Here is a 25,411-nt window from a genome sequence, read left to right as displayed (position 1 = left end):
TTGTTTTTAATGATTTAATCTTTAGACTGCAGTATTTTTAAGTATTATCATTTTTAATTTAAACAAGCGCTTAATTGTCCTTTATTAAAAATTCTAACCATTCTAATTGCCACAATCTATAGAGAAATAGTTGGTTTTCTTTTTTATCGACGAAAGGCATTATTTCCTTTAATGTTAATGAATGATTATCAGCAATTTTTCTTACTAACTCTGGGCTTAACAAAGAGGTTTCCCATTGTTCACCATTAATATAAAGAACAAGCTGGCTTGCGTTCTCATCTCTCATGTAAGCAAATCGACATAAGGGATTACGTTTTACGCTCTCTGCTTGCCCTAAGTCATTACAAAATTGGTCAAACTCTTTACCATCATCAACAGCTGGCAGTAATGATTCCGCATGCCTATCAAGCGAGGTGACAAAACTGCCAAACCATTGGCTTAATGCCCTTTCATCATCAAGTACAGCTTGTAATAACTGCCTAGCATTTATCAATGCCTGCCTTGGAATTTCTGCAGGTGATTGCAACTTAGCCCAGTTTGGATCGGTATATAACACCTCTTCTTTTTTATTAAAAGATAAGAAGTCACTTAAGCTATCCCACATTTCAGAAAGCTGATAACTACGATAACCAAATGAATAGGTCATGCAATCATCTGATAGTGATATACCATGATGACCTATATGTGGCGGAAGGTAAAGCATATCACCTTCTTCTAAGATGATTTCTTGCTCAGTGACAAAATGTTTCATAATACGTAATTCAATGTTATCTAAATAATTATCCGTATGGCAATGTTGACTGGTCAGAAGCCATTTTCTACGTCCCTGAGCTTGATATAAAAAAACATCATAATTATCGTAATGTGGGCCTACGCTGCCATGCATTACAGCGTAACTAATCATAATGTCATCAATTCGCCACTGTGGCAGAAAATTAAAATGATTAAGTAAATCACTCACTTCTGGCACGAACCTATCTACACCTTGTACCAATAAAGTCCAGTGTGTTTTAGGCAGTTTGTTGAAATCTTTTTCTATAAAGGGTCCGCGCTTTAACGTCCAATATGGGGAGTTATTAGGTGTTTCTAAAACTATACGACTTTCTACCTCTTCTTCTAAAGCCAGCCCTGCTAATTCATCGGCCGATAATGGGTTTTTAAAATTAGGTAGAGCTTGTCTTAGTACTAATGGCTTTTTTTGCCAATAATTAGTTAAAAAATCTACTGGATTTACCTGCTTAAAACTGATCATATATTTAAGTCCTTCATTCTTATGAATTAGTGAATTCATGCTAATTTAATTTGCTAAATTATTTAGAGATTTTTATCTGAAAAATAAAAAAAAACTTACTTTTATAGGGCTTATACTTAGCAAGTCAATGGCTATTATTAGCAATTATTGTCTATAATTTATACTGTCAAAACCATTGGAGGGTCAACTATGGCTACTTCAGCAATTAAACGTATAAGTCTCTTACCAGGACTTATTATCGCATTCTTTCTTTTCGCTGCAACAGCAAGTCTTAAAGCCAACGCCGCGCCAATCAATGCGCCAACCGCAAAGGGTATCCAACTTGCCCACTGGTATGGCCCTGGTTATCGTTGGCATGGCTATGGTCCAGGCTGGTATGGCCCAGGGGTTCGTTTTTATGGCCCAGGCTTTTATGGCCCAGGCTATCGTTGGACAAACTGGGGCCCTGGTTATGGTTGCCAAAAACGTTGTTTTGTTAACCGCTGGAACCGCATAGTTTGTGCAACAAGATGTTACTAAAATAGGCTGTTTAATTTCTAAATTTAGAAAAGTTGCTGCTTTTAGATAGCATGCTTGTTATCTTAATAAAACTATGGCAGTAACTTTTCTTATCTATTGAGCAAAGATAATCAATTTGCAGTTAAAATTCATTGCCTAAACGTAAAGTCAGTTTTGTTTTTAACCAGCAGTGTTAATCTAATTACCGTGTTTTAAATCTTACAAAATTACCCTTTATTTATAGCCAATTTAATTTACCCATAAAGCTGAAATTTAAATAAGTCTGAGTTTAGCTAAAGAATTGGCAATTTACTTAACAATATAAAAAAGGAATTAACGATGCCAAATTTTAACTTTTTTGCAAATTTTAATAAAAAAGAACCACTTAATAAACTTATCCCTGATGCTATTGTGCAAGAATTATTACAGAAAATTGCAGCAACTCCCGCTGCAGAAAATACCTATCAATTTATTGATTTACTTAAGAAAAAACGAAACGCTTTTTTAAGAGAAATAGAGTCTACAAGCGACCTTAATAAACGAAATAAATTAATTCATGCTTATTTAAATTTTGCCGCAACGGTATGGTCGTGCGTTTTAGATAAGGACAATGCATTAAAAAACTTAGGCAAATATTATCTTTCATTAGACTACCATTTAACCTATCAGGCTCGCCTATCTCAAGATGAACTAGACCCTACAGCTCACCAGTTAGCGCTTGGTGGTACTATTTCTGGGTTAGGTTTGCTTGCTTTAAGTGGCATAGCCTTAGGCATTAGCATGCCTATTATTGGCATTATTGGCTTAAGTTTAGCCTTGACAGTCCTTGTCCCTAGTTTATTTTATTTAGCCGTTGAGACCCTCCCTAACCAAATCAAGGCCATTCAAGAAGAAGTGTCCTTATTTAAAGGCGCGCTTAATATTGAATTACCTAAAGCGGAAATAACTGCTATAAAACAAGATGAAAGGGCAAATAATGATGATGACAGCCAAGTAATTGGACTTAATACGCTATACGCTTGATACTTACCAAATCATTCGCACTTTCTTGCATGAAAATTTATTAATTTTAAGCTATGATTGTTTTTTTTAATTCAGGAGCGGATGTATGAAAGTAGGTCATGATAGCCTTTCAACACAATCTCAATTGCATGTAAATAATAAAACCTATCATTACTTCAGCTTAAAAAAAGCTGAAGCGAATCATTTTCCTGGCATTAACCGTCTACCTTATTCTCTTAAAATATTACTAGAAAACCTATTGCGATTTGAGGATGACTTAACCGTTACTGCAGAAGATATTAAAGCACTTGCTCATTGGGTTAATACAAAAACATCCCAACATGAAATTGCCTATCGCCCTGCGCGTGTATTAATGCAAGATTTTACGGGTGTTCCTGCCGTCGTTGATCTTGCAGCAATGCGCTCTGCACTTAAAAAAATGGGCGGCGATGCGACTAAAATTTCGCCTTTATCTCCTGTTGATCTCGTAATTGATCATTCGGTTATGGTAGACAGGTATGCCAGCAAAGATGCATTACAAGTTAATACCGAAATTGAAATAAAGCGCAATAAAGAGCGTTACGAATTTCTCCGCTGGGGACAAAAATCATTTGCTAACTTTCAAGTCGTGCCCCCGGGAACAGGTATCTGCCATCAAGTTAATTTAGAATATTTAGGTAAAACGGTATGGAGCAGCGAAGATAATGGCCGTCTTTATGCTTATCCTGATACGCTTGTAGGTACGGATTCTCATACTACTATGATTAATGGCTTAGGAGTTTTAGGTTGGGGCGTTGGTGGTATTGAAGCGGAAGCCGCCATGTTAGGTCAACCTGTTTCCATGTTAATTCCTGAGGTCATCGGGTTTAAGTTAACTGGAAAATTAAAAGAAGGAATAACCGCGACTGACTTAGTCCTTACCGTGACCCAAATGTTGCGTAAAAAGGGCGTTGTTGGAAAATTTGTTGAATTTTATGGCCCAGGCCTTGCCAATCTTCCACTTGCTGATAGAGCAACTATTTCTAATATGGCACCTGAATATGGTGCAACCTGTGGCTTTTTCCCTGTTGATCATGAAACATTAAATTACTTACGCTTAAGTGGCCGCGATGAGCACACTATTGCGCTCGTTGAAGCTTACTGTAGAGAACAAGGAATGTGGTATGACGAGCAGTCTGAAGAGCCCGTCTTTACTGACACGTTAAGCCTTGATTTAGCGTCAGTTGAACCCTCTTTAGCAGGGCCTAAACGTCCACAAGATAAAGTTAATTTAACCACTTTACCAGAGGAGTTTAGTCATTTTTTAACAGAAACCGGTAAAGAAGATGAAAAAGACGAGCAATTTGCTGTCGAGGATGCTACTTATTCATTACAACATGGACATGTTGTAATTGCTGCAATTACCAGCTGTACGAATACCTCAAACCCAAGTGTTATGCTAGCTGCGGGCCTCGTTGCTAAAAAAGCAATTGAGCGAGGCTTAGAGCGTAAGCCTTGGGTTAAATCATCTTTAGCACCTGGCTCTAAGGTGGTCACCGATTATTTTAAATATTCAGGCCTACAACCTTATCTTGATCAATTAGGTTTTAATTTAGTAGGTTATGGTTGTACAACTTGTATTGGCAACTCAGGTCCCTTAGATGATCCTATTGCTGAAACCATTACAGAACATGATTTAGTGGTTAGTGCCGTGCTCTCAGGTAACCGAAACTTTGAAGGCCGGGTTCATCCACAAGTACGAGCAAATTGGCTAGCATCACCACCGTTGGTTGTTGCTTATGCATTATGTGGCACAACGACTAAAGATTTAAGCCAAGAGCCTATTGGGCAAGATAAAGATGGCAAGGACGTCTTTTTAAAAGATATCTGGCCTACTAATCAAGAAATTGCGGCTGAAGTGGCTAAAATAAATGGGGAAATGTTTAGAAAAGAATACGCAGAAGTATTTCAAGGTGATGAGCATTGGCAAGCAATTAACGTGCATCAAGGGATTACTTATGAATGGGATAAGGATTCTACCTATATTCAGCACCCACCGTTTTTTGAAAACCTTTCTGCCACTCCCCAGGCGATGCAACCTATTGAAAATGCCTTTGTTTTAGCGCTATTAGGTGATTCTATTACTACCGATCACATCTCACCAGCGGGTTCTATCAAAGCGAATTCACCTGCAGGCTTGTATTTAAAATCTAAAGGGGTACAAGAAGCAGATTTTAATTCCTATGGGTCAAGACGCGGTAACCACGAAGTCATGATGCGAGGAACATTTGCTAATATTCGTATTCGTAATGAAATGGTTCCAGGCGTTGAAGGTGGGGTTACCTGCCATGTTCCTTCAGGTAAAACCATGTCTATTTATGACGCAGCTATGCAGTATCAGGCCGAAAAACAACAGCTAGTCATTATTGCTGGGAAAGAATACGGGACTGGTTCTTCCAGAGATTGGGCAGCTAAAGGCACGAATCTTCTAGGTGTTAGAGCCGTTATTACTGAAAGCTTTGAGCGAATTCATCGTTCTAATTTAATTGGCATGGGCGTCTTACCATTACAATTTTTAGAAGGAACAACTAGAAAAATCTTAGAATTAAATGGCACAGAGCGCATTAGTATTGCAGTGGATGAATCATTAAAGCCAGGAGCTCAGTTAACCATGTTAATTAAGCGACAAAATGGTGCAGAACAAGCAGTTCCTATACTATGCCGTATTGATACAGCGAATGAGCTTGAGTATTTCCGCCATGGTGGAATATTACAATATGTATTGCGTAATTTAATTTAAACTGTACTATTTGTGTATTCTGAGCTAAAGCTGTATAGATTAATGTACGTTCGACATAGAAGCGCTAAGTGCTTTTATGTCGCCAAACGTACGTTATCCCATAATTTTATACACAATCCAGATTAAAAAATGACTAAAACTCGCGGTAATACACGCTTAAAGCGGTTATTTCTGCATGATTTAATTTTAGCTGTGTCCAAGGATTTTGCATGTACCCATCCAAAAAAGTGCTCTCCGTTTTTTCATTAGTAATGATTAACGTTATTGCTGTTGATAGCTTACGCACATTGCCTATGAGCGCCAAGCTAGGTTTACCCTTAGTCGCTTATTACCTTATCGCAGCCATTACCTTTTTTATCCCCGTTGCGCTCGTTGCAGCAGAATTAGCAACAGCTTACCCAAGCACGGGTGGTATTTATGTTTGGGTTAGAGAAGCATTTGGGCAACGTGCTGGCTTTATTACCATTTGGCTGCAGTGGATTTATAATGTAGTTTGGTATCCAACCATCTTAGCATTTATAGCCGCCACCGTGTCTTATCTTTTTGCACCTGAACTTGCTAACAATAAAATCTACCTACTCACAACCACCATAGGGTTATTTTGGCTATTTACTTTTTTAAATTGCTTTGGCATGCGCCTATCCAGTTGGGTAAGTACGATTGGCGCAATTTTTGGCACTATATTACCTATGCTGGTGATTATTGGGTTAGGTATAATTTGGCTAGCACAGGGGCGTCCTAGTGCTGTTGATTGGTCAGGCTCTTGGCTGCCTGATTTTAGTAATTTAGGCAATCTATCACTCTTTGCCGCGGTCTTATTTGGTTTAATTGGTGTTGAAATGTCAGCGGTACACGCCGAAGAAGTCAAAAACCCGCAACGAGACTATCCGCGTGCTATTCTTTATTCTATTTTTATTATCTTTTCAACGCTTGTGTTAAGTTCACTTGCGATTGTCATTGTGGTGCCTAATGCAGAACTTAGTGTGGTTTCGGGCCTCATTGAAGCTTTTGCCATTTTTTTTAATAGTTATCACATGCCCGCCATGACGTTTGTTATTGCCTTATTAATTATTCTTGGCGGCTTAAGTGGTGTTTCAGCTTGGATCATTGGGCCTACTAAGGGATTATTAATTGCAGCTCGTGATGGCTCTCTTCCGCCTCGCTTTGCCCAAGTGAATAAATATGGCTCACCTGTCCCTATATTAATTATTCAAGGTATTATTTTTACCCTGTTAACCAGTGTGTTTATTTTATTTGATTCAATTAACGCTGCTTACTGGCTGCTTAGTGATTTATGCGCGCAAATGGCGTTATTAGTTTATATATTTATGTTTGCTGCAGCGATTAAACTACGTTATAGCCAACCTGAAAAACATCGAACTTACACGGTCCCAGGTGGTAATGCAGTCATGTGGCTCGTTGCCTCAACAGGTATACTCTGCTGTATCGTCGCTATGATCATCGGTTTTGTGCCGCCTACGCAAATACCTATTCAAAACGTTGCCTTTTTTGAAGCTTTTCTAATTATTGGCCTTCTTGTTTTTGTAGCCTTACCCTGGTGGTGGGCCAAACGAGTCAATAACCATTAAACGAATGTCCTCCCGTAAAATGCCAAGTATTTATACGGGATAACATTTAGAAGAAATGAATTAATTAACTTTCAGGAAGCGACATTAAACTTGCATTCCCACCGGCAGCAGTCGTATCTACCGTGTAAGTGCGCTCATGACATAAACGGAGTAAATAATAAGGTCCGCCTGCTTTGGGGCCTGTTCCTGACAATCCTTCACCGCCAAAAGGCTGAAGGCCAACGACAGCACCAATCATATTACGATTAACGTAACAGTTACCAGCATGGATACGTTTGCGTATGTATTCAACTTGCTGATTGATACGGCTATGAATTCCTAAAGTCAAACCATAACCGGTACTATTAATATCATGGATAACCTTATCTAACTCTTTTCGCTTATAACGAACGACATGTAAGACAGGGCCGAATATTTCTTTCTTAAGTGCTGTAATTGAATCGATAGCAATAACCGTTGGCGGCATAAAGTAACCATTTTCACACGCTTCAGGTAGCTCGCATTGGTAAATAATTTCATACTGTTGCTGCATAGCATTAACATGATCTTTTAATACTTGCAGTGCATCTTGATCAATAACTGGGCCAATATCGGTACTTAACCATTGCGGATCACCAAGTTGTAATTCAGCCATAGTGCCTTTTAATAACTCAATTAAACGAGGATATACCTCTTCTTGTACATACAAGACCCGTAAAGCTGAACAGCGCTGACCTGCGCTACCAAATGCTGAATTAATTGCATCGACCACGACTTGCTCAAGAAGCGCCGAAGAGTCAACAATCATCGCATTTTGTCCGCCAGTTTCAGCAATAAATGGGATAATTTCACCGCCTCGCGTTGCTAGTGTTTGATTAATAATATCTGCTGTCTGATTGGAACCGGTAAAAAGAATAGCTTTAATACGTAAATCATTCACTAAAGCGCTACCAATCACCTCACCTGAGCCAGGTAATAATTGCAAGACTTGTTTGGGAATACCAGCTTCATACATAAGTTTTACTGCTGTAGCTGCAATCAATGGCGTCTGTTCAGCAGGCTTAGCAATGACACAATTACCCGTAACTAACGCAGCTACCACCTGCCCTGTAAAGATTGCTAGGGGAAAATTCCAAGGACTTATGCATAAAGCGATGCCACGGCCGTGTAAGGAAAGTTCATTTAATTCGCCTGTATAGCCTTGCAAGCGTTTAGGTTTAGCCATTAAATCAATCGCTATAGCCGCGTAGTAGCGACAAAAATCAATCGCTTCGCGCACTTCAGAAAGACTATCATTCCATGTCTTACCGGCCTCTTTGCAAAGCATGGCCATTAATAATGCCTTGTTTTCTTCAAGCAGATCAGCAATTTTTACTAAACAATTAGCTCGCTCTTCTACTGGTTTATTATTCCAAGCCATATAAGCTTCTTTAGCGCTAGTCAAAGCTGTCTGCACATCGTCAATTGTTGCTTCAGCGAGACAACCTATGGGTTTATTTCTATCTTGTGGTGAAGTAACACTATGCTCGACTGCTGTTTCTGCTTTATTTGCGAGTAAAGGTTTGGCTTGCCAATGGCTAAAATCCATTTTTTCATAAGTTAACTTTAATTGCTGAACAGTTTCTCTGTCAGAAAAATCAAATCCCCGCGAATTTAGCCGCTCTGGCATAAATAACGCGTCCGGTAAGACAATATTGGCATTTGGTTTATTAAGTAAGGAAGTAGCTTTTGCAACTGGATCTTCAACTAATGAACTAATCGGCGCTTTTTCATCAACAATTCGATTTACAAACGATGAGTTAGCCCCATTTTCTAATAAACGTCGAACTAAATAAGGTAATAAATCTTCATGACTTCCTACAGGTGCATAAATACGGCAAGGTATCCCTAACTGATTAGCCGGAACAATTTGTTCATAGAGTTCGTTACCCATGCCATGTAAACATTGAAACTCAAAATCGCGATAATCACCTACAAGCGTTAAAATCATGGCGGCTGAATAAGCATTGTGAGTAGCAAATTGCGGGTAAATAGCATCGGTCATGGTTAAAATCTTTTTAGCACATGCCTGAAAGGATACGTCGGTAAAAACTTTACGAGTAAATACAGGATAGTCTATAAGACCTTGCATTTGGGTTTTTTTAATTTCACTGTCCCAATAGGCACCTTTAATTAAACGTACCATGATTCTACGGTAATGCTTCCTCGCTAAAGCGGCAATCCAATCTAATAAAAAGAACGCTCGTTTTTGATAAGACTGCACCGCTATACCAAAGCCCTGCCAACCATCTAAACTATCATTACTAAACACTTTTTCTATGATATCCAGCGATAAATCCAAGCGCTCAGATTCCTCTGCATCAATGGTGAGTGCGATGTCGTATTTTCTTGCAGCTTGAGCTAGTGCTAAAAGCTTATGCGGCAATTCTTCTAAGACTCTCTCACGTTGAGCTTCCTGGTAACGTGGATGTAGCGCTGATAATTTAATCGAAATGCCAGGCCGTTGATAGACAGACTTTGATGTTTCAGCGTGTTTACCAATCACCTCTATCGCATTACTATACGCTGTAAAATAACGTGCCGCATCAATTTTAGTCAGTGCTGCCTCGCCGAGCATGTCGTAAGAATAACGATAACCAATGGCTTCTTTCTTCTTAGCTCGCAAGCTTGCTTCAGAAATGGTACGTCCCATCACAAATTGCTTGCTCATGATGCGCATGGCTTTTTCAACTGCCTTGCGAACCACACCTTCACCACTGCGATTTAATACTTTTAATAATGCTTTACTTAGTAAGGAGTCGGCACGCTTAGGTGTTAATACTTTACCAGTTAGCATTAAAGCCCAAGTTGTTGCATTTACGAAAAATGAATCACTTTGTCCTCGATGTGACTTCCAATCAGCTGTAGCTAGCTTATCTTTAATTAAACTATCAATTGTTGCATTATCAGGCACCCGTAATAGGGCTTCAGCAAGACACATAAGCGCAATCCCTTCATCACTTGATAAAGCATATTCTGTCAGAAAAGAGTCAATACCCGTACTTTTCTTACGCTCAGCACGAACTTTTTCCACTAACCCTGTTGCAAAATTTTTAACCGCCATCACTTGCTCTGGCAGTAACGTTGCTGTCTTAATAAGCTCATTTACTAAAGTTACTTCTCGAGCACGATAAGCTTTATTAATTGACGCGCGCATATCTTTTGGAAGATGCTTGTCAGACCTTTCCAGCATGTTATTCTCCAATAAAACTGGCTAAACTATATCGTTAAGATGATAATTCAGAATGTGAACAAATGAAATGCATTTATTATATACTTATTTTCAATTTTTAACTATCTGACCATTTTTTAAACAAAATATAAGCTCATAATAGATATTTTTTAATACTATTTGTTTATTAATTATACTATTTTAACAAAAAGACCAAATTGATTTAGTTTAAATATTAAACAATTTGTACAATTTATTAAAAAACTGTATTTCTCCTCTCTAACTAAATCATTGAATTGATTTAAATTTTAATTTAATGAGCAAGTATACTTCTTATGATTTTACATTTGCTTCAGTTGTCAATATAATCACCAATCGTTGTGGTATAATGTATCACTTTTTTTGGTTCTGGTTTTAACTTTTTAACCCTGCAGTTGCAGATGTTTATCTTCATAAGTTAGCCAATGTTAGAAACGCGTTAATCAACCACGCTAGTAAACATATAAAAATAATTTTTAACGGCAAATAACAAAAAGAAAGTCATGTTTCAAGTGTGGGTTTAACAAACGAAACGGAGAATTATGAGTACAATATTGAGCCTACTGTCTGCCGCCTTTTTATCGTCGAGCGTCCCAAGTACGCCAGCAACAACACCGCCAACAAACAAAACAACCACGGCCGTTGTAGTTAAGCAGACTAAAGAAATGAATCAACGAGTTCAAGATTTAAGTCAAGCAGTTCAAAAGACTACGGATATTAATCACCGAGTTCAACACTTAAGTCAAAAAGCACCCGAACTTAATAAAAAAGTTTTAAGACTAGCCTTAACAGCTTACGAAAAAGCCTCTTCTCGAGGTAATGTCAAGAAGCCTGTACTAACAGTTATTGATTACTCCTTACCCTCTTCTAAACAAAGAATGTGGGTTTTTGACTTAAATAAAGAAAAGCTCTTATACAATACCTACGTAGCACATGGTAGGAATTCAGGCATGAATGTTCCGCACCATTTTTCTAATCGAATGTCTAGCAAAGAGACAAGTTTAGGAACTTATGTTACCCGTAACACTTACGTTGGCTCTAAGGGATTATCTTTAAATCTACAGGGGTTAGAAAAAGGCATTAATGACAATGCTTACACTCGCCGTGTGGTAATCCATGGTGCCTGGTATGTAGAGCCCGATTTTATCAAAAAATCAGGCCGTGCCGGCCGTAGTTGGGGTTGCCCATCGATTGCAAAAACACTTGCTAAGCCTGTTATCAACACCATAAAGGATGGCTCAGTCGTTTTTGCCTACTATCCTGATAAATATTATCTATCTCATTCAGGATATGTGTTAGTTTAAGCAACCTTTTCGACACAAGTACTATGAGTTGAGTGCTTGTGTTAGTATAGACTCATTCGATATAAAAAAGTAAAGCCAGGTTTTACCTGGCTTTTCGCAGTCTTCCAATCAGAACATCCTGTTCTGTTCTCAATCCCTGAGTATCATTTCCGTATGATTCCAATTCCTTTTGTTGACTCCAAATCCTATGAAGTCTTGTGATAAACTTAGCAGCTGAATCACTATACAGCAAGCTCAAAATTTTAAACATTTGATGAGATTAAAAACGCGCTTAAAAAAAATAATTTTTTTATTCAATAACTTAATAAATTCTTACCATTAATCTCAGCTAGAAAAAGCCTATTATCTTATATTAAGTTGAGATATTTCTTGGTCTTTAACAAGACTATTACTAATTCCATTTATTACAGATTAGGTGGGAAAAGGCTTCTTTTCTTAGACAATTTTATTTACACTCCATCTCATAATTTTACTGAAGCAAAAAAAACTGCACTAATATTGTTCTTCTTAATGGGTCAAAGACTACAAAATTAAAATATAAAAATAGTCGTAAAATTTTTTAAGCTATTAAATTTGTATAATCCAAACCATGTGACTAGTTGTCACTCCCGTGCGGCATTGTTGCGTAGAAAGCCAAGCTAGATGAAAAAAGTCGTTGCGAATCTTTATAAAGTAAAGGTAAAGCAATCCAATCCGGTAAGTTTGTCAAAACCCGACCTGGATTGCTTCGCTTCGCTTTGCTCGCAAAGACGAGCAAATGGATTTAGGCAAGGCTAATAGGTTGGTTAACGTTTTAATTTCAAATACTTTTAATCTAAAAATTAACAAAAGATCGTGGGAATGTCAGATATAAGTCATCTTTTCTAGAAAAAAATCCTACCTTAGCAAATTTTTAGATTATGATAGTTTATAATCTAACATAAACTTGTATACTGTTTAGCTTTAATCAACGTGAGTCCAATATAAAAGCGATGCGGGCTTTTATATCGCTAAACGCACGTTACCCCTTAAAGCGGAATTAACTATTTTTGAGTTGAATTATGAATCAAAACGATGGCGTAAAAAAAGATAAGCAAACGATTATTAATTGGCTTATTGAGCACTTCCCGAATGCCTTTTTTAAAAAAGGCAGACAAGTTAAACCTTTGCAAATTGGTATCTTTGATGAGATTGTAGAATTTTATGATCGCCTAGACTCCCCGCCTTTTAGCAAAAAAGCACTAAGGGAAGCATTAAGCTATTATAGCTCTTCACCGGCTTATCTTAGCTGCCAAAAAGCCGATAGTGCTCGAATTGATCTGTATGGTAATGAGGTTGATGTGGTTACGGCTGAGCAAGCTAAATACGCTTATCAACGTTATCAACAGCGTTATGGAGAGAAAAAAAATAACCCAGCTACAAAGGCAAAGGAAAAGGAACAAAGCGCTTAAACGATTTATTTCCCTAGTTAATAAGCTTGCCAACTAGGGAGTTTTTCCACTTATACAATAATAGATAGATTTAGCATTTTCTACAGCACATTAAATAATTAACATCCACTGAAGATTGTAGTTGACCAGAGCGATTCAGTGGATTATAAGACATGCCTTTTAAACCAATCAATTCTAAGCCCTCTGCTCTTACCATGAGCGCTAATTCAGCAGGCTTTATAAATTTATTATAATCATGTGTTTGTTGCGGTAGTAAACGCAAGAGGTACTCTGCGGCAATGATCGCTGCCATATATGCTTTGAGTGTCCGATTAATTGTAGATAAAAACAAAAGCCCACCAGGCTTTAATAAACGAGCACAATGCTTAATTACATATTGTGGCTCTGAAACATGCTCAAGCATTTCCATGCAGGTAATCATGTCAAAACTTGTTGCCTCATAGCTTTCAATGGGTATACAACAATAATTAATCTTTAAATGATTCAAGCTCGCGTGTTTAAGCGCCACTTCAATTGCACTCTCTTCAGCATCAATGCCAGTAATAACAGCATCTTCACGCGCCATGGCTTCACTTAAGATACCACCACCACAGCCCACATCAAGAATAGTTTTATGCTTAAGACTACTAAATTCCTTAATAAAATTTAAACGCACAGGATTAATATCATGTAGCGTTTTTAATGCCCCATTTTTATCCCACCAATTGGTGGCGAGCTTAGCAAACTTAGCGATTTCTTCTTCATTTACGGTTTTTTGATTGTTCATAACAATTTAATAAGTCTAAGGGTCTAAAAAAATCCAATACTTCTGGATTGGTAATAAAGCTTATATTATAAGGATGCTCTGAGCGCAGGCCTTTAAAAAGTGCTGTTTCTGGTACTTGTGCTGCAAAATAACCAAATAAAATTAATTGGATTGACGAATTATAGTCAGCTAATTGAGTGAGTAAACTCGCCATAAAAGGTCGCCATTGCTTGGCATGCAGTCGCACAGGCTGGCTTAAAACTAACGTTGCATTTAATAATAAAAAACCTTTATTCAGCATGGTTAAAAATAAATCGTGAGCGGTTTGGCAATAATGCGTTTTATTAAGTTTTGCAATAGCGTCCTGCGATAAATCATCCGGTTTTAGATCGCCGCGAGCTAAGAGAAGCATTTTTATAAAATTGCGTAACGACGTTGCTCGGTTAACTTCCTTACTCAGTCCCTTAGCACTCCATATCGCGTTAACGGCGTTATCCCAAAATGCATAGCCATTTGCTGACTCTGCACGTGGATAAGGCGATTCACCTAATAAAATATACTGAATATTGGTTAGAGGCCATTTAAACGCTGCAAACAGTTTCTCTAATCCAGGCAGCCAATCAGTCTGCTGCTGTATTTGGTCTAGGTAATCGTTGTCCATACACGCTAATGATTTCTCTAAAATAGCATGCCATGTTGGGTGAGTATTTGCGATTAAATGATGCAAAATAACTCCTTCCTTAACTAAAGTGATTTAAGTTTAGCAAATTACACCTTGCAAAACAGATAAAAGTTTCTTTCTATCAAAACCACGCTTTAATGACGCTCGCCATCGTGATTTGATTGTCTTTATGACGTTGTAGTATCGTCCAGGTCGTTTTACAGCGCTGCAGTTCTCCTAAGAGCTCCGTTTGGTTATTGCAATGATAACGTATGGGCATGTTATCATAGATTCCTTGAGCATCCGAAGCTTCGCATTTTTCACCGGTAGTTAATTCTATTGCCCAAGGATAAGTTTTAGACACATCCAATGAGAGATGCTGGCTATTATTAACGGGCACGACTAAATTAAGCATAATACTTGCGCCATTCCAAGGCGACTGTGGACAAATTGCCTGTTTATGTGCACTAAATTGTTTTACAAAACAAGGATCATATATTTTGTTTTGTACACGACAGCGCCAAGCGTCTTCGCGCTTGATTCGCTCAGATTGTTGCCAACATTCACCAGGGTATGTTTCTTTTACAACTAAAGCTTCTTGTGCCGTTACGTCACCAAAAGGTCGATAAAGTTTTACTTCCGTGTCCATGGTGTAACCTAATGATGTAGAAAAAAGAGAAAAAATCAATATAACTTTTACCCACATAGGTTCCCCTCTTGATTTTATTTAGTGTATTATTTCTTCTACCTGACAAAACCCTTTTTTAAGCCTAAAAATAAAATAGGCTTAAGTTTTTTGTCATTAAAGCCTTCGTGCTGTTTAAATGAAATTCACCATAACTCTATAGCTTTATCCACTAAGATTAAGGCAAAGCTATAATACCCTCTATTTGATTGCGGAGTACATAATGACAGATGTTTATACGGTAAAACAATGTTTAGAAGGCGAAATAAGCATTGATGAAACAGTCACTGTCCAAGGTTGGGTAAAAACAAGACGGGATTCCAAAGCTGGATTGTCTTTTATTAATCTACATGATGGATCTTGCTTTGCGCCACTGCAGTTAGTGGTTCCTGAACAATTACCTAATTACCAGCAAGATGTTTTAAAAATAACAACAGGTTGTTCAATTACAGCCACCGGTAAATTAGTGGCTTCGCATGGTAAAGGGCAAGCATTTGAAGTGCAAGTTGATTCTCTTAATGTGGTCGGTTGGATTGACGACCCTGAAACCTATCCTATTCAAGCTAAAAAACACACCCTTGAGTTTTTACGTGAAGTAGCGCATTTGCGTCCAAGAACAAATACGATTAGTGCTGTTACTCGTATCCGCCATACGCTTGCACAAGCCATTCATCGTTTCTTTCATGAACGTGGTTTTTTTTGGATTCATACGCCAATCATTACGGCAAGTGATTGTGAAGGCGCAGGTGAAATGTTTCGCGTGAGCACTTTAGATTTATTGAACTTACCTAAAAAAGAAAATGGCTCAATTGATTTTTCGCAAGATTTCTTTGGCCGCGAGACGTTTTTAACCGTATCTGGGCAGTTAAATGTTGAAGCATACTGCTTAGCCATGTCTAACGTTTATACTTTTGGCCCCACCTTTAGAGCTGAAAATTCCAATACCAGCCGCCATTTAGCTGAATTTTGGATGGTTGAACCGGAAGTGGCTTTTGCTGATTTGAAAACAATTTGCACCCTCAGCCAAGACATGTTGCGCTACTTAAGTAAAGTGGTCTTAGAAGAACGTGCAGATGACATGGCCTTTTTCAATCAATTTATTGCACCAGGATGCATTGAGCGCTTAGAAAACATCATTGAATCAGAATTTGAGATAATGACTTACACTGATGCCATCACTCAATTAGAAAAAGCGCAAAAAGCCTTCGAATACCCTGTACGTTGGGGTCTTGATTTACAATCCGAACATGAGCGTTATTTGGCTGAAGAGTTATGTAAAAAGCCTGTGATTATTACCGATTATCCGAAAGACATTAAAGGTTTTTACATGCGCCTAAATGAGGATGGTAAAACCGTTGCTGCTATGGATGTCTTAGCACCAGGGATAGGCGAAATCATTGGCGGCAGCCAACGCGAGGAACGATTAGAAATTCTTGATAGACGCATGGAAGAATGCCAGTTAGATAAGGAACATTATCAATGGTATAGAGACTTACGTCGCTATGGCTCAGTACCTCATGCAGGCTTTGGTTTAGGCTTTGAACGCTTAATTACTTATGTCACAGGTATAGCGAATGTCCGTGATGCCATTCCCTTTCCTCGTACGCCAGGTCATGCTGATTATTAAGTGCCTCTTTACTCATGTTAGAACCAAGGCTTTATAAAGCTTGGTTCTAATAAGGTAATATTATAATTAGCTATCTAGGTATCTGCTTCTGTGCCTCTAGCTCTAAGCTCTCGTTAATTTCATCTTTTTTCTGACTATAAAACATATGATTTATATTAAGGGTTTTCTCTGTTTTATTTATATTATTTTGCAAGCATTGTGCTATTTCTGTATGACCCATGATATACGCAATATCAGCAGGCAAAATAAGCAGTTCATCTTCTGACGTAATTGTTTGACCTTTGTTTTCAATAAACTCTTTAGCCCTGGCTTTTGCCTCCTCAGTAGGCGCTATTTTCATTAAGGTTATACTCTTTGTTTTACAAGCGATAGACGAAGAAGCATGGTTAGCTAGAAGATAAGTTACTATATCAAGATAACCATACTGTGCTGCTATAAACAGTGCACTTGCGTTATTTTTTTCATAAACTTGATTTATGTTTGCTCCTGCCTTAACTAAGGCTTCAATTACCTGTACGTGCCCTACTGTGGCTGCGATATGAAGAGGCGCTTCTTGTCGATTAATTGCCTTATTGATGTCTGTTCTTAACTTAATTAAGATATTCACTATTTCAATACTTCCGTGATGAGCTGCATGATGAATGGGCAATGCGCCTTCGTGATCTTCTAAGTTAATGTCTGCCCCTAACGCAATTAAAGCCTCAACTACTTTAATATGCCCCTCATAGGCTGCGATATGAAGTGGCGTCGTACCACGGATATCTCCCAAGCTAATATCTGCTTTTAGAGCAACTAACCTATTAACTGCTGCAACATGTCCCGCCCTTGCGGCTAGATAAAGTGGTGTTTCATGCCCGACACCCTTTTGATTGACATCTACTCCCCGTGCAATTAATGTGTTTATTATCTCAATCCGTCCGCCATTGGCTGCCAAGTGTAGTGGTGTGAAGCCCTGCTCATTGCTTAAGTTAATGTTCGCCCCTAGCGTTATTAAAGTTTCAACCATTTCAGCGTGGCCTTCATAGACTGCGATATGAAGTGGCGCGAGTAGTGTAGGTAGCTTATCTGGCGTACTTGACATGTAAATTTCATCAACATCTGCCCCTAGTTCAATTAATGCCTTAGCTACATTGATCCACCCCCGTTGGGCCGCTGCATACAGTGGAGAAGCGCCTTTATTATTTCTTAGGTTGAGATCTGCCCCTAGCCTAGCCAGGACTCTAACTACCCCAGCACAGCCATGATAAGCTGCTATGTAAAGTGGGGTTTCTCTTGAGGGAGTCGTTTGATTAATATTAGCACCTTGCACAACTAAGTCTTCAACTATCTGGGCTTGCCCTGCATAAGCTGCAATATGTAGGGACACAAACCCCTGCGTGTCAGGCGTATTAATTAACCCCAATTGCTTTAAGCTCACCACAGCTTCAACTTTTCCATGCGCGATTTCTTTATTAAGGCTAGTCGCTCTATTTTTCTTAAAATGACACATAAAATACCAAGTAGGTGAATCCTTTGGTAATTCTTTGAGTACAGTAAGCGCTAACGGTAAGTCCTTAGCCGGTTGGTAGTAAAGTAACGCCATGAGGCCATCTTGCTGGCGCTGTTGATCCTTGGATAAATTTTTCCAGCTAGCTACGATGTTTAATTGACTAATTAAATTACTAATCAATTTGTCTTTCTTTTCTTTATTAATGGGCTGCTCAAGGTAATCAATTAGTGTAAACGTAGGCAAGTTGGGATTTAAAGTATCTAATCGCAGATGGAAGACGTAGGCGATCGCATCTTTATGCTTGATTAAATGGGCAAGCGCCTCTGTTTCATTGGCTAAAAATGCCTCAACAGGATGTAATTTTTTATTGGGCTTACTTGCTTCTTTAAACGCTTTATCCTGTTTTTTTTGCCGATTATAGCCACTAGCCACTACTTTTACCTGCTCCTTGGGAGGTATGGTTGTTTGCGGTTGCGGTTTACGAGCTTTTTTATTTGAGCCAGCTACTTTAGTAGATGTTGGTGCGAGTTTATGTGGCTGTGCTTGGCTTAATGGTAGGATAAGTTGATCGTGTTCGCCAGCTACAAGGTCTTTAAAACGGGCTTCAATAGCCTCGGCCTGGGCATGTTGGTTATGTTCTCTTAACTTCTTAGCATGCGCTAACCATTCTTCTTTAGACGATTCAACAGTTGGCTGGGTGTGCGATTGGCCACTATTTTTAGCTAAAATATAGGTTTTTAAGGGATTACTAACTAAGCGCAGGGGACGTTCATAGGGCTGAAAAACAAGTAAGTCCTCTTCGGCCCGTGTTGCTGCGACAAACAGCTCATTAAACAAGGTGCTATGCCTAATACTACCCGTAGTCGTTTTAGCAATCGCAGCTGGCGGATTTTGTAGTACAAATGACTCACCAATGGCACTGCTGGCAGCCTTAAAGCCTTCCTGTGATAAAGGCTTATAGAGTAGCACCTTTTTCGCTTGCAATCCTTTAAAGTTGGCTGATGTAAATACTCGCTCCTTACCAAATAAGGCAATTGCCTCATCAAGAAACTCAGCTGGTGTAATGACTACAAAATGAGCATTGTTTTTATTAGCTTCTATTAAAGACAAAAGTTCTTTTTGTTGTTCTAGCCACTGCACAGAACCTGTTTGAGAATGATTGGGATTAGCTTCTACGTAAGCAAGCTCATTTTTATCTAAAAAAGAGGTACCCCCAATGGCTCGGTATTTAAGCTGTAAAATGCCATTGGCAACCTCTATAATTGCTTTAGGACAGCGATAAGACGCTTTTAACACCTTATGGGTGGTTATATCTTTTTTGAATTGTTCCCAAAAAACAGAACGAAGAAATGGGATAGTTGATTCACTACCAAAAAGGCGTTGGTGATCGCCAATGCTAAAAATCATCCTTGAGGTAGACTTAGCTAAAGACTTAATTTGCAATCGAGATAAATCTTGGGTTTCATCCAGCCCAATAAATTCATACTTTTCCTGCAGCATAATAGGCTCAAAGGATAAATCAATTTCCTGGCAAGTCTTGAGATGTTCTCTGTAGTATTGATAAACGTCCCAAAGCCGAGCACGCATACTTTTCTTAGCAAATAATGAAAAACTGCTGTTAATGGCCTTTTCATAATCCTCAAACGTTTCATAACCTGACATGGTATGAAATTCATGATAGATTAAGGCTGCTTCCTCTGCTCCCGGGAGCAGATCGTGCTTTTTATCTTTATTAGAATTTAATTTGTTTTGTTTGCTGATGTAATCTTGATACCATAAAACAAAATCATTTTCGCCCCGAAACCTAGCTTGGCCAAAATTGTCAGTGTATATTTCTTCAGGGGTCTTAAATACAACACGCTTTGGATCAACCCCTGCAGCTTCCGCACTTACGGCCCATTCAGCGCGCATAAATTCTACTAATTGTGCTGATTTGGCAATGATTAAAATGGGTAAGGGTTCTTCATAGTTTGTATCATTAACATAGCTTCTAACAGTCGATAACAAAACACTGGTTTTTCCAGAGCCGGGCGCACCACTAATGATTAATGGTAAAGATGATAGGCCCTGATCACGAACTTGAACTTGATTATTATCTAATAAAATAAACTGATTGTTAAAAAATTCTATATTGTTCGATACTTCAATAACCGGCTCGCTAACGTTGTTTTGATCAAAAGACCCTGCTGTCATAGCAGCTAGAAGACTAGTCTTTTCGGCATCATCTAAGGACCTAAGTCTTGCATATTGATGCCTAGGAAGGATATCCGTTACCACCCAGATTTGTTGACCATTATGCAAAATTGGACAAAGAACAAGGCGTTTTTTTTTACTATGCCTAATACTATAGGTTTTCTGTGCCCCTAATGCACCTTCAAGTTTTTCAAAATTTAAACCATGTTGATGTGGATCGGCTAAAAAAGATTCTATTGTTTTTTGATAGGCTTCAAACTCATTACCCATCTTTTTTTGTATATTGGCCCGGATTAATACTTTAGTCATTTTTGATCAAATTTAATTAAAAAGATACTGAATGTAAAATAAGATAACAAACAAGTCAACTAATTTACTCTACACAATGAATAAAATATGTACTCATAGATTCAATTAAGCCCAAAACTGATAATATGTTTTAATTAATCAACATCTTGGTATATTCTTAAGCAAATTTAATTTGCAACTCATTTCTATGCCAGCCTTAACAAGAGAAGCATTTGTTTCTATATGTAAACAAGCCATTTTACGCACCCGAAATACAATAACCATTCAAAACCAAGAAAGCGGTTATATAAAATTTCATAGAGAAATCAAAGAAAACAACTATTTTTCAAATAACGTTAGAAATCCACTAAGCCAATCTAATGAACATGCCTATATGTATCGACATGATCTTATTCAATATGTAGGCCTTGGCAACTGCCATGAATTGGCTGACTTTCTTCTAGTAGAAATTGGTAAAGAAATTGACAATTGTGGGTCTTGTGCAAGAATGCGTATTGTTGAATCAAGTAAATTTGATCATGTCTATTTAGAAATACAAATCCACTTAGACGGTGAAAATGACTTCTCCTTATGGGAGGTAGATGCTTGGGACCCGCGCATAATCGATATCAGTACGCGGCCCGATGGCTCAATTAAAAATCATAAATACCTTGAATATGGCTATTCAGCGCAGTTTCAAAATTCTATTTATACTGATGAAATCGACTATCAAAAAAAATATACTTTTTTTAGCATACCGAAACCTAAGCCAGGAAAACCCAATAAACCTAGCACCCCAGAAAGAGAGGTATTAACTAAGCATAAAAACCTTTATTCTGATTATACAGTAGAAACAGCAGAAGAAGCGGGAAAGCTAAATTCATCTGAAGAACTCAACTACTTGCAACAGGTATCATATTGGCAATTTACTTAAAACTAGGTCAGTATGCCATCTTTAATAGTTAGAATTTTATCCATTTTAGCGGCTAATTGTTGATCATGCGTTACTATAACTAAAGCGGTGTTTAAATTTTTATTTAAACTTAACATCAATTCAAATACTTTTGAGGCTGTTGCTTGATCTAAATTACCTGTAGGTTCATCAGCCAACACGCAGAACGGCTTGTGCACTAAGGCACGCGCGATTGCCACACGTTGTCGCTCACCACCTGATAACTGCGCAGGCTTATGATCTAGGCGATGATCAAGGCCTACGTCATTTAAAATGGCTGTCGCTTGTTCACGCGCATTTGGAATAGCCGCATTGCCTAATAATAGTGACATCGCTACATTTTCAACGGCGGTAAATTCAGGCAGTAAATGATGAAATTGATAAATAAAGCCCAACTGCTTATTGCGCAGCTTACAACGTTGCTTTTCACTTAACTCTTGCCAGGCAATATCCTGCATTAAGATTTGACCACTGGTAGGATTATCAAGCCCACCAAGTAAATGCAATAATGTACTTTTCCCAGAGCCTGAAGGCCCAATAATTGCTAACCTATCGCCCTGATTGATCGTTAAATTAACCTTTTTTAATACTTCAACTTTATTAACACCGTCATGATAAGTTTTACTTAAGTTAACACAGTTTAAAATAGACTTACTCATAATGTAATGCCTCCGCAATCACTGTTTTTGAGGCGCGCCAAGCTGGATAAATAGTTGCTGCAAAGCTCATCAATAGCGCTATTGCACATACTTCTATTAAATCGGTAAGAAGGATTTTTGATGGCAAATAATCCACAAAGTAAATACTTGACGAAAGCACTTGAACATGAAAAAACGACTGAATAGCATTAACAATCGCTGTGGCATTACTTGCTAAAATAAGCCCACCCACAAGACCAATCAGTGTACCTACAGCACCAACTACCATACCTTGCACAATAAATACCCAAAGTATATGCCCAGGTGTGGCACCAATCGTACGTAAAATAGCTATTTCCGACTGCTTATCATTCACTACCATCACCAATGAAGACACTAAATTAAACGCAGCCACCGCAATAATTAAGAGTAAAATGAGAAACATCATGGTTTTTTCCATTTTTACTGCTTCAAAGAAAGCGCCAAACTGATTAGTCCAATTAGCAACTTCATATTCCTCACCCAATTTATCACCTAATTGCTTTGACATTTCAGGCGCTTCATAAATATTGGCAATCTTCATTTTTAAGCCAGTCACGTCATTGCCCATTTGTAATAATTTCTGGGCATCAGTAAGATTTACAAAGGCAAGGGAGGTATCAAAATTAAAACCACTACCTGCTGAAAACACCCCCGTGACTGTAAAACGCTTAAAGCGCGGTATCATGCCTGCAGGTGTAACAGTTGCTTGCGGAATCATGATAGTCACTTTATCACCTATCATCAGGCCTAATTTATCAGCCAAACCCCGCCCGATAAGGATGCCGAAATGCTGTAAATTAGACAGATCACCTGCTAATAGTTTGTCTTTAATATGAGAAACTTGCTGTTCTTTTTCAGGTAATACTCCCGTCACTGCAATAGGCAATACTTGGCCATCATGACTCAAAAGCCCTTGCACACCTATGAAAGGGGCAATCGCTTTTACCTTGGGAAAGTTAGTTAATTGATTTTCTAAGGATTGCCAATTACTTATTTTGCCTTCAGGGCTTGTTATCGTAATTTCAGGCGCCATGCCAAAAAATCGTTTATGAATTTGCTCATCAAAACCATTCATAACCGACAACACCGTAATCAATACCATGACACCAATGCCAATACCAAGCATTGAGCTTAAAGAGATAAACGATACAAAATGGTTTTTCTTTTTTGCTCGCGTGTAGCGTAAGCCAATGTATAAGGGTAACGGTTTAAACATGATTAAGTAGTTATTTAAATTAGATACGAATCTATTGTAGTTAAAATTAACTTCATAGGATACCTTAAATTCATTTATTCTAGGAATTAAGGTATTATACAGGTTTTCTAAACAATAAGTCCGGTCTTAATCCCTGCATTTTATTAAAATTCATTATACTTTATACATCACTGCTAATTGGAATAATTATGCTGTCTTCATCTGAGTTACTTTTACGCTTATTATTAGCAGCTTTTCTAGGATGCATTATTGGCTTAGAAAGAGAGCGCTTATCTTGGGCAATGGGTTTGCGTACTCACATGCTGGTGTGCACAGGCTCTTGCCTCATTATGATCATTTCAGCGTTTGGTTTTTTTGACATCTTAAGCCCACAGCATAAACACATTATCCTTGACCCTTCCCGCATTGCAGCCCAAGTAGTCTCAGGAATTGGTTTCTTAGGGGCTGGCGCTATTATTTTACGCAATAACATAGTATATGGCTTAACAACTGCTGCGAGCATTTGGATAGTTGCAGGGATTGGGTTAGCCATAGGTGGTGGGCTTTATTTTGCAGGAATTGCTACAACTATTATTATTCTTGTTATTTTAATAGTCGTTAAGCCACTTGAAGATAAATTTGAAGCCAAACGAACGCGGCGAGTTCTTCATTTTCAGGTTACTCATGGGCTGATGTCTATGGAGTTACTTAAACAAATTATTGGTGAAAATGCTAACGAAGTTCAGCAATTAATTGTGCAGCCAAGTAAATTAACCGATCATGATAATGTTACGCTCGTATTTAGCAAAATTCATAACAAAATTGCTTTAGAAATCATCGAGCAGCTGGAAAATAGCCCGTATATTAAAGATATTAATATCTCTAATACTACTTCAAATGAAAAATAAGAAATTAATTAGGCTTAAAAAATAGAAATTAGATAAAATTTTTACTTATATTTTCTACCAATAATCAAATATCTGACTATAGTTAACTTAAGCCTAATTATAATTTTTATTTAAATGGAATGCTAAAATTAGGCTAGACGATTGAAATTATTTCTATAATAAATGGAATTGATGGAGTAATTTATGCCTGTACATGAACGTCGACAGCACTTTCGAATTGATGATGAAATTTATTTTGAATATAAAATTATTGAATCAGAGACCTATTCAGATAAATCGATTACAGACGAATTATTAGGTCATAGTGGTCAGCGATATTTAGAAACAACGCGCTATTTTCAAAGCCTAGACTATGAGCTATCAAAACTTACGCAATCGCTTGCGCTTAAAGAACCCGCCATTGCTCATTACTTAAATTTACTCAATGCTAAAATTGACTATTTAATGCGTCACCTTTCTATTGCAGAAAAAACACCTAAACACAAAGTCAATATTAGTTTAGGCGGCATGGCATTTCACTCTAAACAGAAGATTAAAGAAAAAACGCTCTTGAAACTCATTATTTATACAAAGCCTAAAATGATACCGATTATTGTCAATGCCATTGTGGTCTATAGCCAATATGTAAGCAACCACCACTATCGTACGGCAGTGCAATTTGAGAGCTTAACAGCCGAGCAAGAACAATTATTATCCCAACATATTATGCTTGCCCAAGTTCAATGCCGCCTAGATTAATAGAATTAATAGCCTATTTTAGCGCTAGTTATTCTCTATAACCCTAATCCTTTTTTGACCAATATGCTTTATCAAGGTAAAGTATCATTTATTTTGCTGTCATATTGATAAAATGAGAGCTACATGAGACTTCTTATTTGGCGCTGTTAGTCAGGAGACGAAATCAG

Annotated in this window: 18 protein-coding genes; 10 read left to right on the top strand and 8 right to left on the bottom strand. The window is 37.9% G+C overall.

Annotated features, from left to right (window positions below; genetic code table 11):
* Nucleotides 1-70: 70 nt before the first annotated feature.
* On the bottom strand, nucleotides 71-1,252 hold the full coding sequence (locus tag DYE47_RS04310) for a cupin domain-containing protein (protein ID WP_115302087.1): 1,182 nt from the start codon (nucleotides 1,250-1,252) through the stop codon (nucleotides 71-73).
* Nucleotides 1,253-1,441: 189 nt separating this feature from the next.
* Between DYE47_RS04310 and DYE47_RS04305 the strand changes: the two genes are divergently transcribed.
* From DYE47_RS04305 to DYE47_RS04290, 4 genes are all read left to right on the top strand, one after another.
* Nucleotides 1,442-1,771, top strand: coding sequence for a hypothetical protein (locus tag DYE47_RS04305; RefSeq protein ID WP_115302086.1), 330 nt, complete (start codon nucleotides 1,442-1,444; stop codon nucleotides 1,769-1,771).
* Between the two features lie 318 nt (nucleotides 1,772-2,089).
* On the top strand, nucleotides 2,090-2,773 hold the full coding sequence (locus tag DYE47_RS04300; RefSeq protein ID WP_115302085.1) for a lpg1689 family Dot/Icm T4SS effector: 684 nt from the start codon (nucleotides 2,090-2,092) through the stop codon (nucleotides 2,771-2,773).
* Nucleotides 2,774-2,858: 85 nt separating this feature from the next.
* Nucleotides 2,859-5,531, top strand: coding sequence for an aconitate hydratase AcnA (acnA, locus tag DYE47_RS04295; RefSeq protein WP_115302084.1), 2,673 nt, complete (start codon nucleotides 2,859-2,861; stop codon nucleotides 5,529-5,531).
* Nucleotides 5,532-5,740: 209 nt separating this feature from the next.
* Nucleotides 5,741-7,120, top strand: a complete 1,380-nt coding sequence (locus DYE47_RS04290) for an APC family permease (RefSeq protein ID WP_115302083.1) — start codon at nucleotides 5,741-5,743, stop codon at nucleotides 7,118-7,120.
* 64 nt (nucleotides 7,121-7,184) lie between these two features.
* Here the strand turns inward: DYE47_RS04290 and putA are convergent, their stop codons facing one another.
* The gene (gene putA, locus DYE47_RS04285) at nucleotides 7,185-10,331 is read right to left on the bottom strand and encodes a bifunctional proline dehydrogenase/L-glutamate gamma-semialdehyde dehydrogenase PutA (RefSeq protein ID WP_165482028.1); all 3,147 of its coding nucleotides are present in this window, start codon (nucleotides 10,329-10,331) and stop codon (nucleotides 7,185-7,187) included.
* A 560-nt stretch (nucleotides 10,332-10,891) separates the two neighbouring features.
* On the opposite strand from putA, the gene DYE47_RS04280 reads away from it, so the two are divergent.
* Both DYE47_RS04280 and DYE47_RS04275 read left to right on the top strand, forming a co-directional pair.
* Entirely contained in the window at nucleotides 10,892-11,653 is a 762-nt protein-coding gene (locus DYE47_RS04280; RefSeq protein ID WP_423202350.1) for a murein L,D-transpeptidase catalytic domain family protein, read from the top strand.
* Nucleotides 11,654-12,693: 1,040 nt separating this feature from the next.
* Nucleotides 12,694-13,083 carry a ProQ/FINO family protein gene (locus DYE47_RS04275; protein ID WP_115302081.1) on the top strand — a complete coding sequence of 130 codons (390 nt, stop codon included), beginning with the start codon at nucleotides 12,694-12,696 and terminating at the stop codon, nucleotides 13,081-13,083.
* Nucleotides 13,084-13,153: 70 nt separating this feature from the next.
* Here the strand turns inward: DYE47_RS04275 and ubiG are convergent, their stop codons facing one another.
* The 3 genes from ubiG to DYE47_RS04260 form a co-directional block, all read right to left on the bottom strand.
* On the bottom strand, nucleotides 13,154-13,849 hold the full coding sequence (gene ubiG / locus DYE47_RS04270) for a bifunctional 2-polyprenyl-6-hydroxyphenol methylase/3-demethylubiquinol 3-O-methyltransferase UbiG (protein ID WP_115302080.1): 696 nt from the start codon (nucleotides 13,847-13,849) through the stop codon (nucleotides 13,154-13,156).
* Nucleotides 13,824-14,558 carry a uracil-DNA glycosylase family protein gene (locus DYE47_RS04265; RefSeq protein WP_115302079.1) on the bottom strand — a complete coding sequence of 245 codons (735 nt, stop codon included), beginning with the start codon at nucleotides 14,556-14,558 and terminating at the stop codon, nucleotides 13,824-13,826. The genes ubiG and DYE47_RS04265 overlap by 26 nt, the downstream gene beginning before the upstream one ends.
* 73 nt (nucleotides 14,559-14,631) lie before the next feature.
* Nucleotides 14,632-15,195 (bottom strand): hypothetical protein, encoded by a 564-nt coding sequence (locus DYE47_RS04260; protein ID WP_115302078.1) that lies wholly within the window; start codon nucleotides 15,193-15,195, stop codon nucleotides 14,632-14,634.
* A 202-nt stretch (nucleotides 15,196-15,397) separates the two neighbouring features.
* Between DYE47_RS04260 and asnS the strand changes: the two genes are divergently transcribed.
* On the top strand, nucleotides 15,398-16,801 hold the full coding sequence (asnS, locus tag DYE47_RS04255) for an asparagine--tRNA ligase (RefSeq protein WP_115302077.1): 1,404 nt from the start codon (nucleotides 15,398-15,400) through the stop codon (nucleotides 16,799-16,801).
* A 70-nt stretch (nucleotides 16,802-16,871) separates the two neighbouring features.
* On the opposite strand, the gene DYE47_RS04250 is transcribed toward asnS, so the two are convergent.
* On the bottom strand, nucleotides 16,872-20,792 hold the full coding sequence (locus tag DYE47_RS04250; RefSeq protein ID WP_115302076.1) for an ankyrin repeat domain-containing protein: 3,921 nt from the start codon (nucleotides 20,790-20,792) through the stop codon (nucleotides 16,872-16,874).
* Nucleotides 20,793-20,964: 172 nt separating this feature from the next.
* Here DYE47_RS04250 and DYE47_RS04245 point away from each other — a divergent pair, with 172 nt between their 5' ends.
* Nucleotides 20,965-21,705, top strand: a complete 741-nt coding sequence (locus DYE47_RS04245) for a hypothetical protein (RefSeq protein WP_218019041.1) — start codon at nucleotides 20,965-20,967, stop codon at nucleotides 21,703-21,705.
* A 2-nt stretch (nucleotides 21,706-21,707) separates the two neighbouring features.
* On the opposite strand, the gene lolD is transcribed toward DYE47_RS04245, so the two are convergent.
* Together lolD and DYE47_RS04235 are read right to left on the bottom strand one after the other, a co-directional pair.
* The gene (gene lolD, locus DYE47_RS04240; protein WP_115302074.1) at nucleotides 21,708-22,382 is read right to left on the bottom strand and encodes a lipoprotein-releasing ABC transporter ATP-binding protein LolD; all 675 of its coding nucleotides are present in this window, start codon (nucleotides 22,380-22,382) and stop codon (nucleotides 21,708-21,710) included.
* Nucleotides 22,375-23,619 (bottom strand): lipoprotein-releasing ABC transporter permease subunit, encoded by a 1,245-nt coding sequence (locus DYE47_RS04235; RefSeq protein WP_115302073.1) that lies wholly within the window; start codon nucleotides 23,617-23,619, stop codon nucleotides 22,375-22,377. Before DYE47_RS04235 ends, lolD begins: the two co-directional genes overlap by 8 nt.
* Before the next feature lie 188 nt (nucleotides 23,620-23,807).
* Here DYE47_RS04235 and DYE47_RS04230 point away from each other — a divergent pair, with 188 nt between their 5' ends.
* Nucleotides 23,808-24,506, top strand: coding sequence for an MgtC/SapB family protein (locus tag DYE47_RS04230; RefSeq protein WP_115302072.1), 699 nt, complete (start codon nucleotides 23,808-23,810; stop codon nucleotides 24,504-24,506).
* Between the two features lie 183 nt (nucleotides 24,507-24,689).
* Complete coding sequence (locus tag DYE47_RS04225) at nucleotides 24,690-25,244, top strand: PilZ domain-containing protein (RefSeq protein ID WP_115302071.1); 555 nt, start codon at nucleotides 24,690-24,692, stop codon at nucleotides 25,242-25,244.
* Nucleotides 25,245-25,411: the final 167 nt, after the last annotated feature.

It is taken from the genome of Legionella beliardensis, assembly GCF_900452395.1.
Lineage (GTDB): Bacteria > Pseudomonadota > Gammaproteobacteria > Legionellales > Legionellaceae > Legionella_C > Legionella_C beliardensis.
The sequence above is the reverse complement of the archived record's forward strand: the minus strand, read 5'-3'. Positions and strand labels throughout refer to the sequence as shown.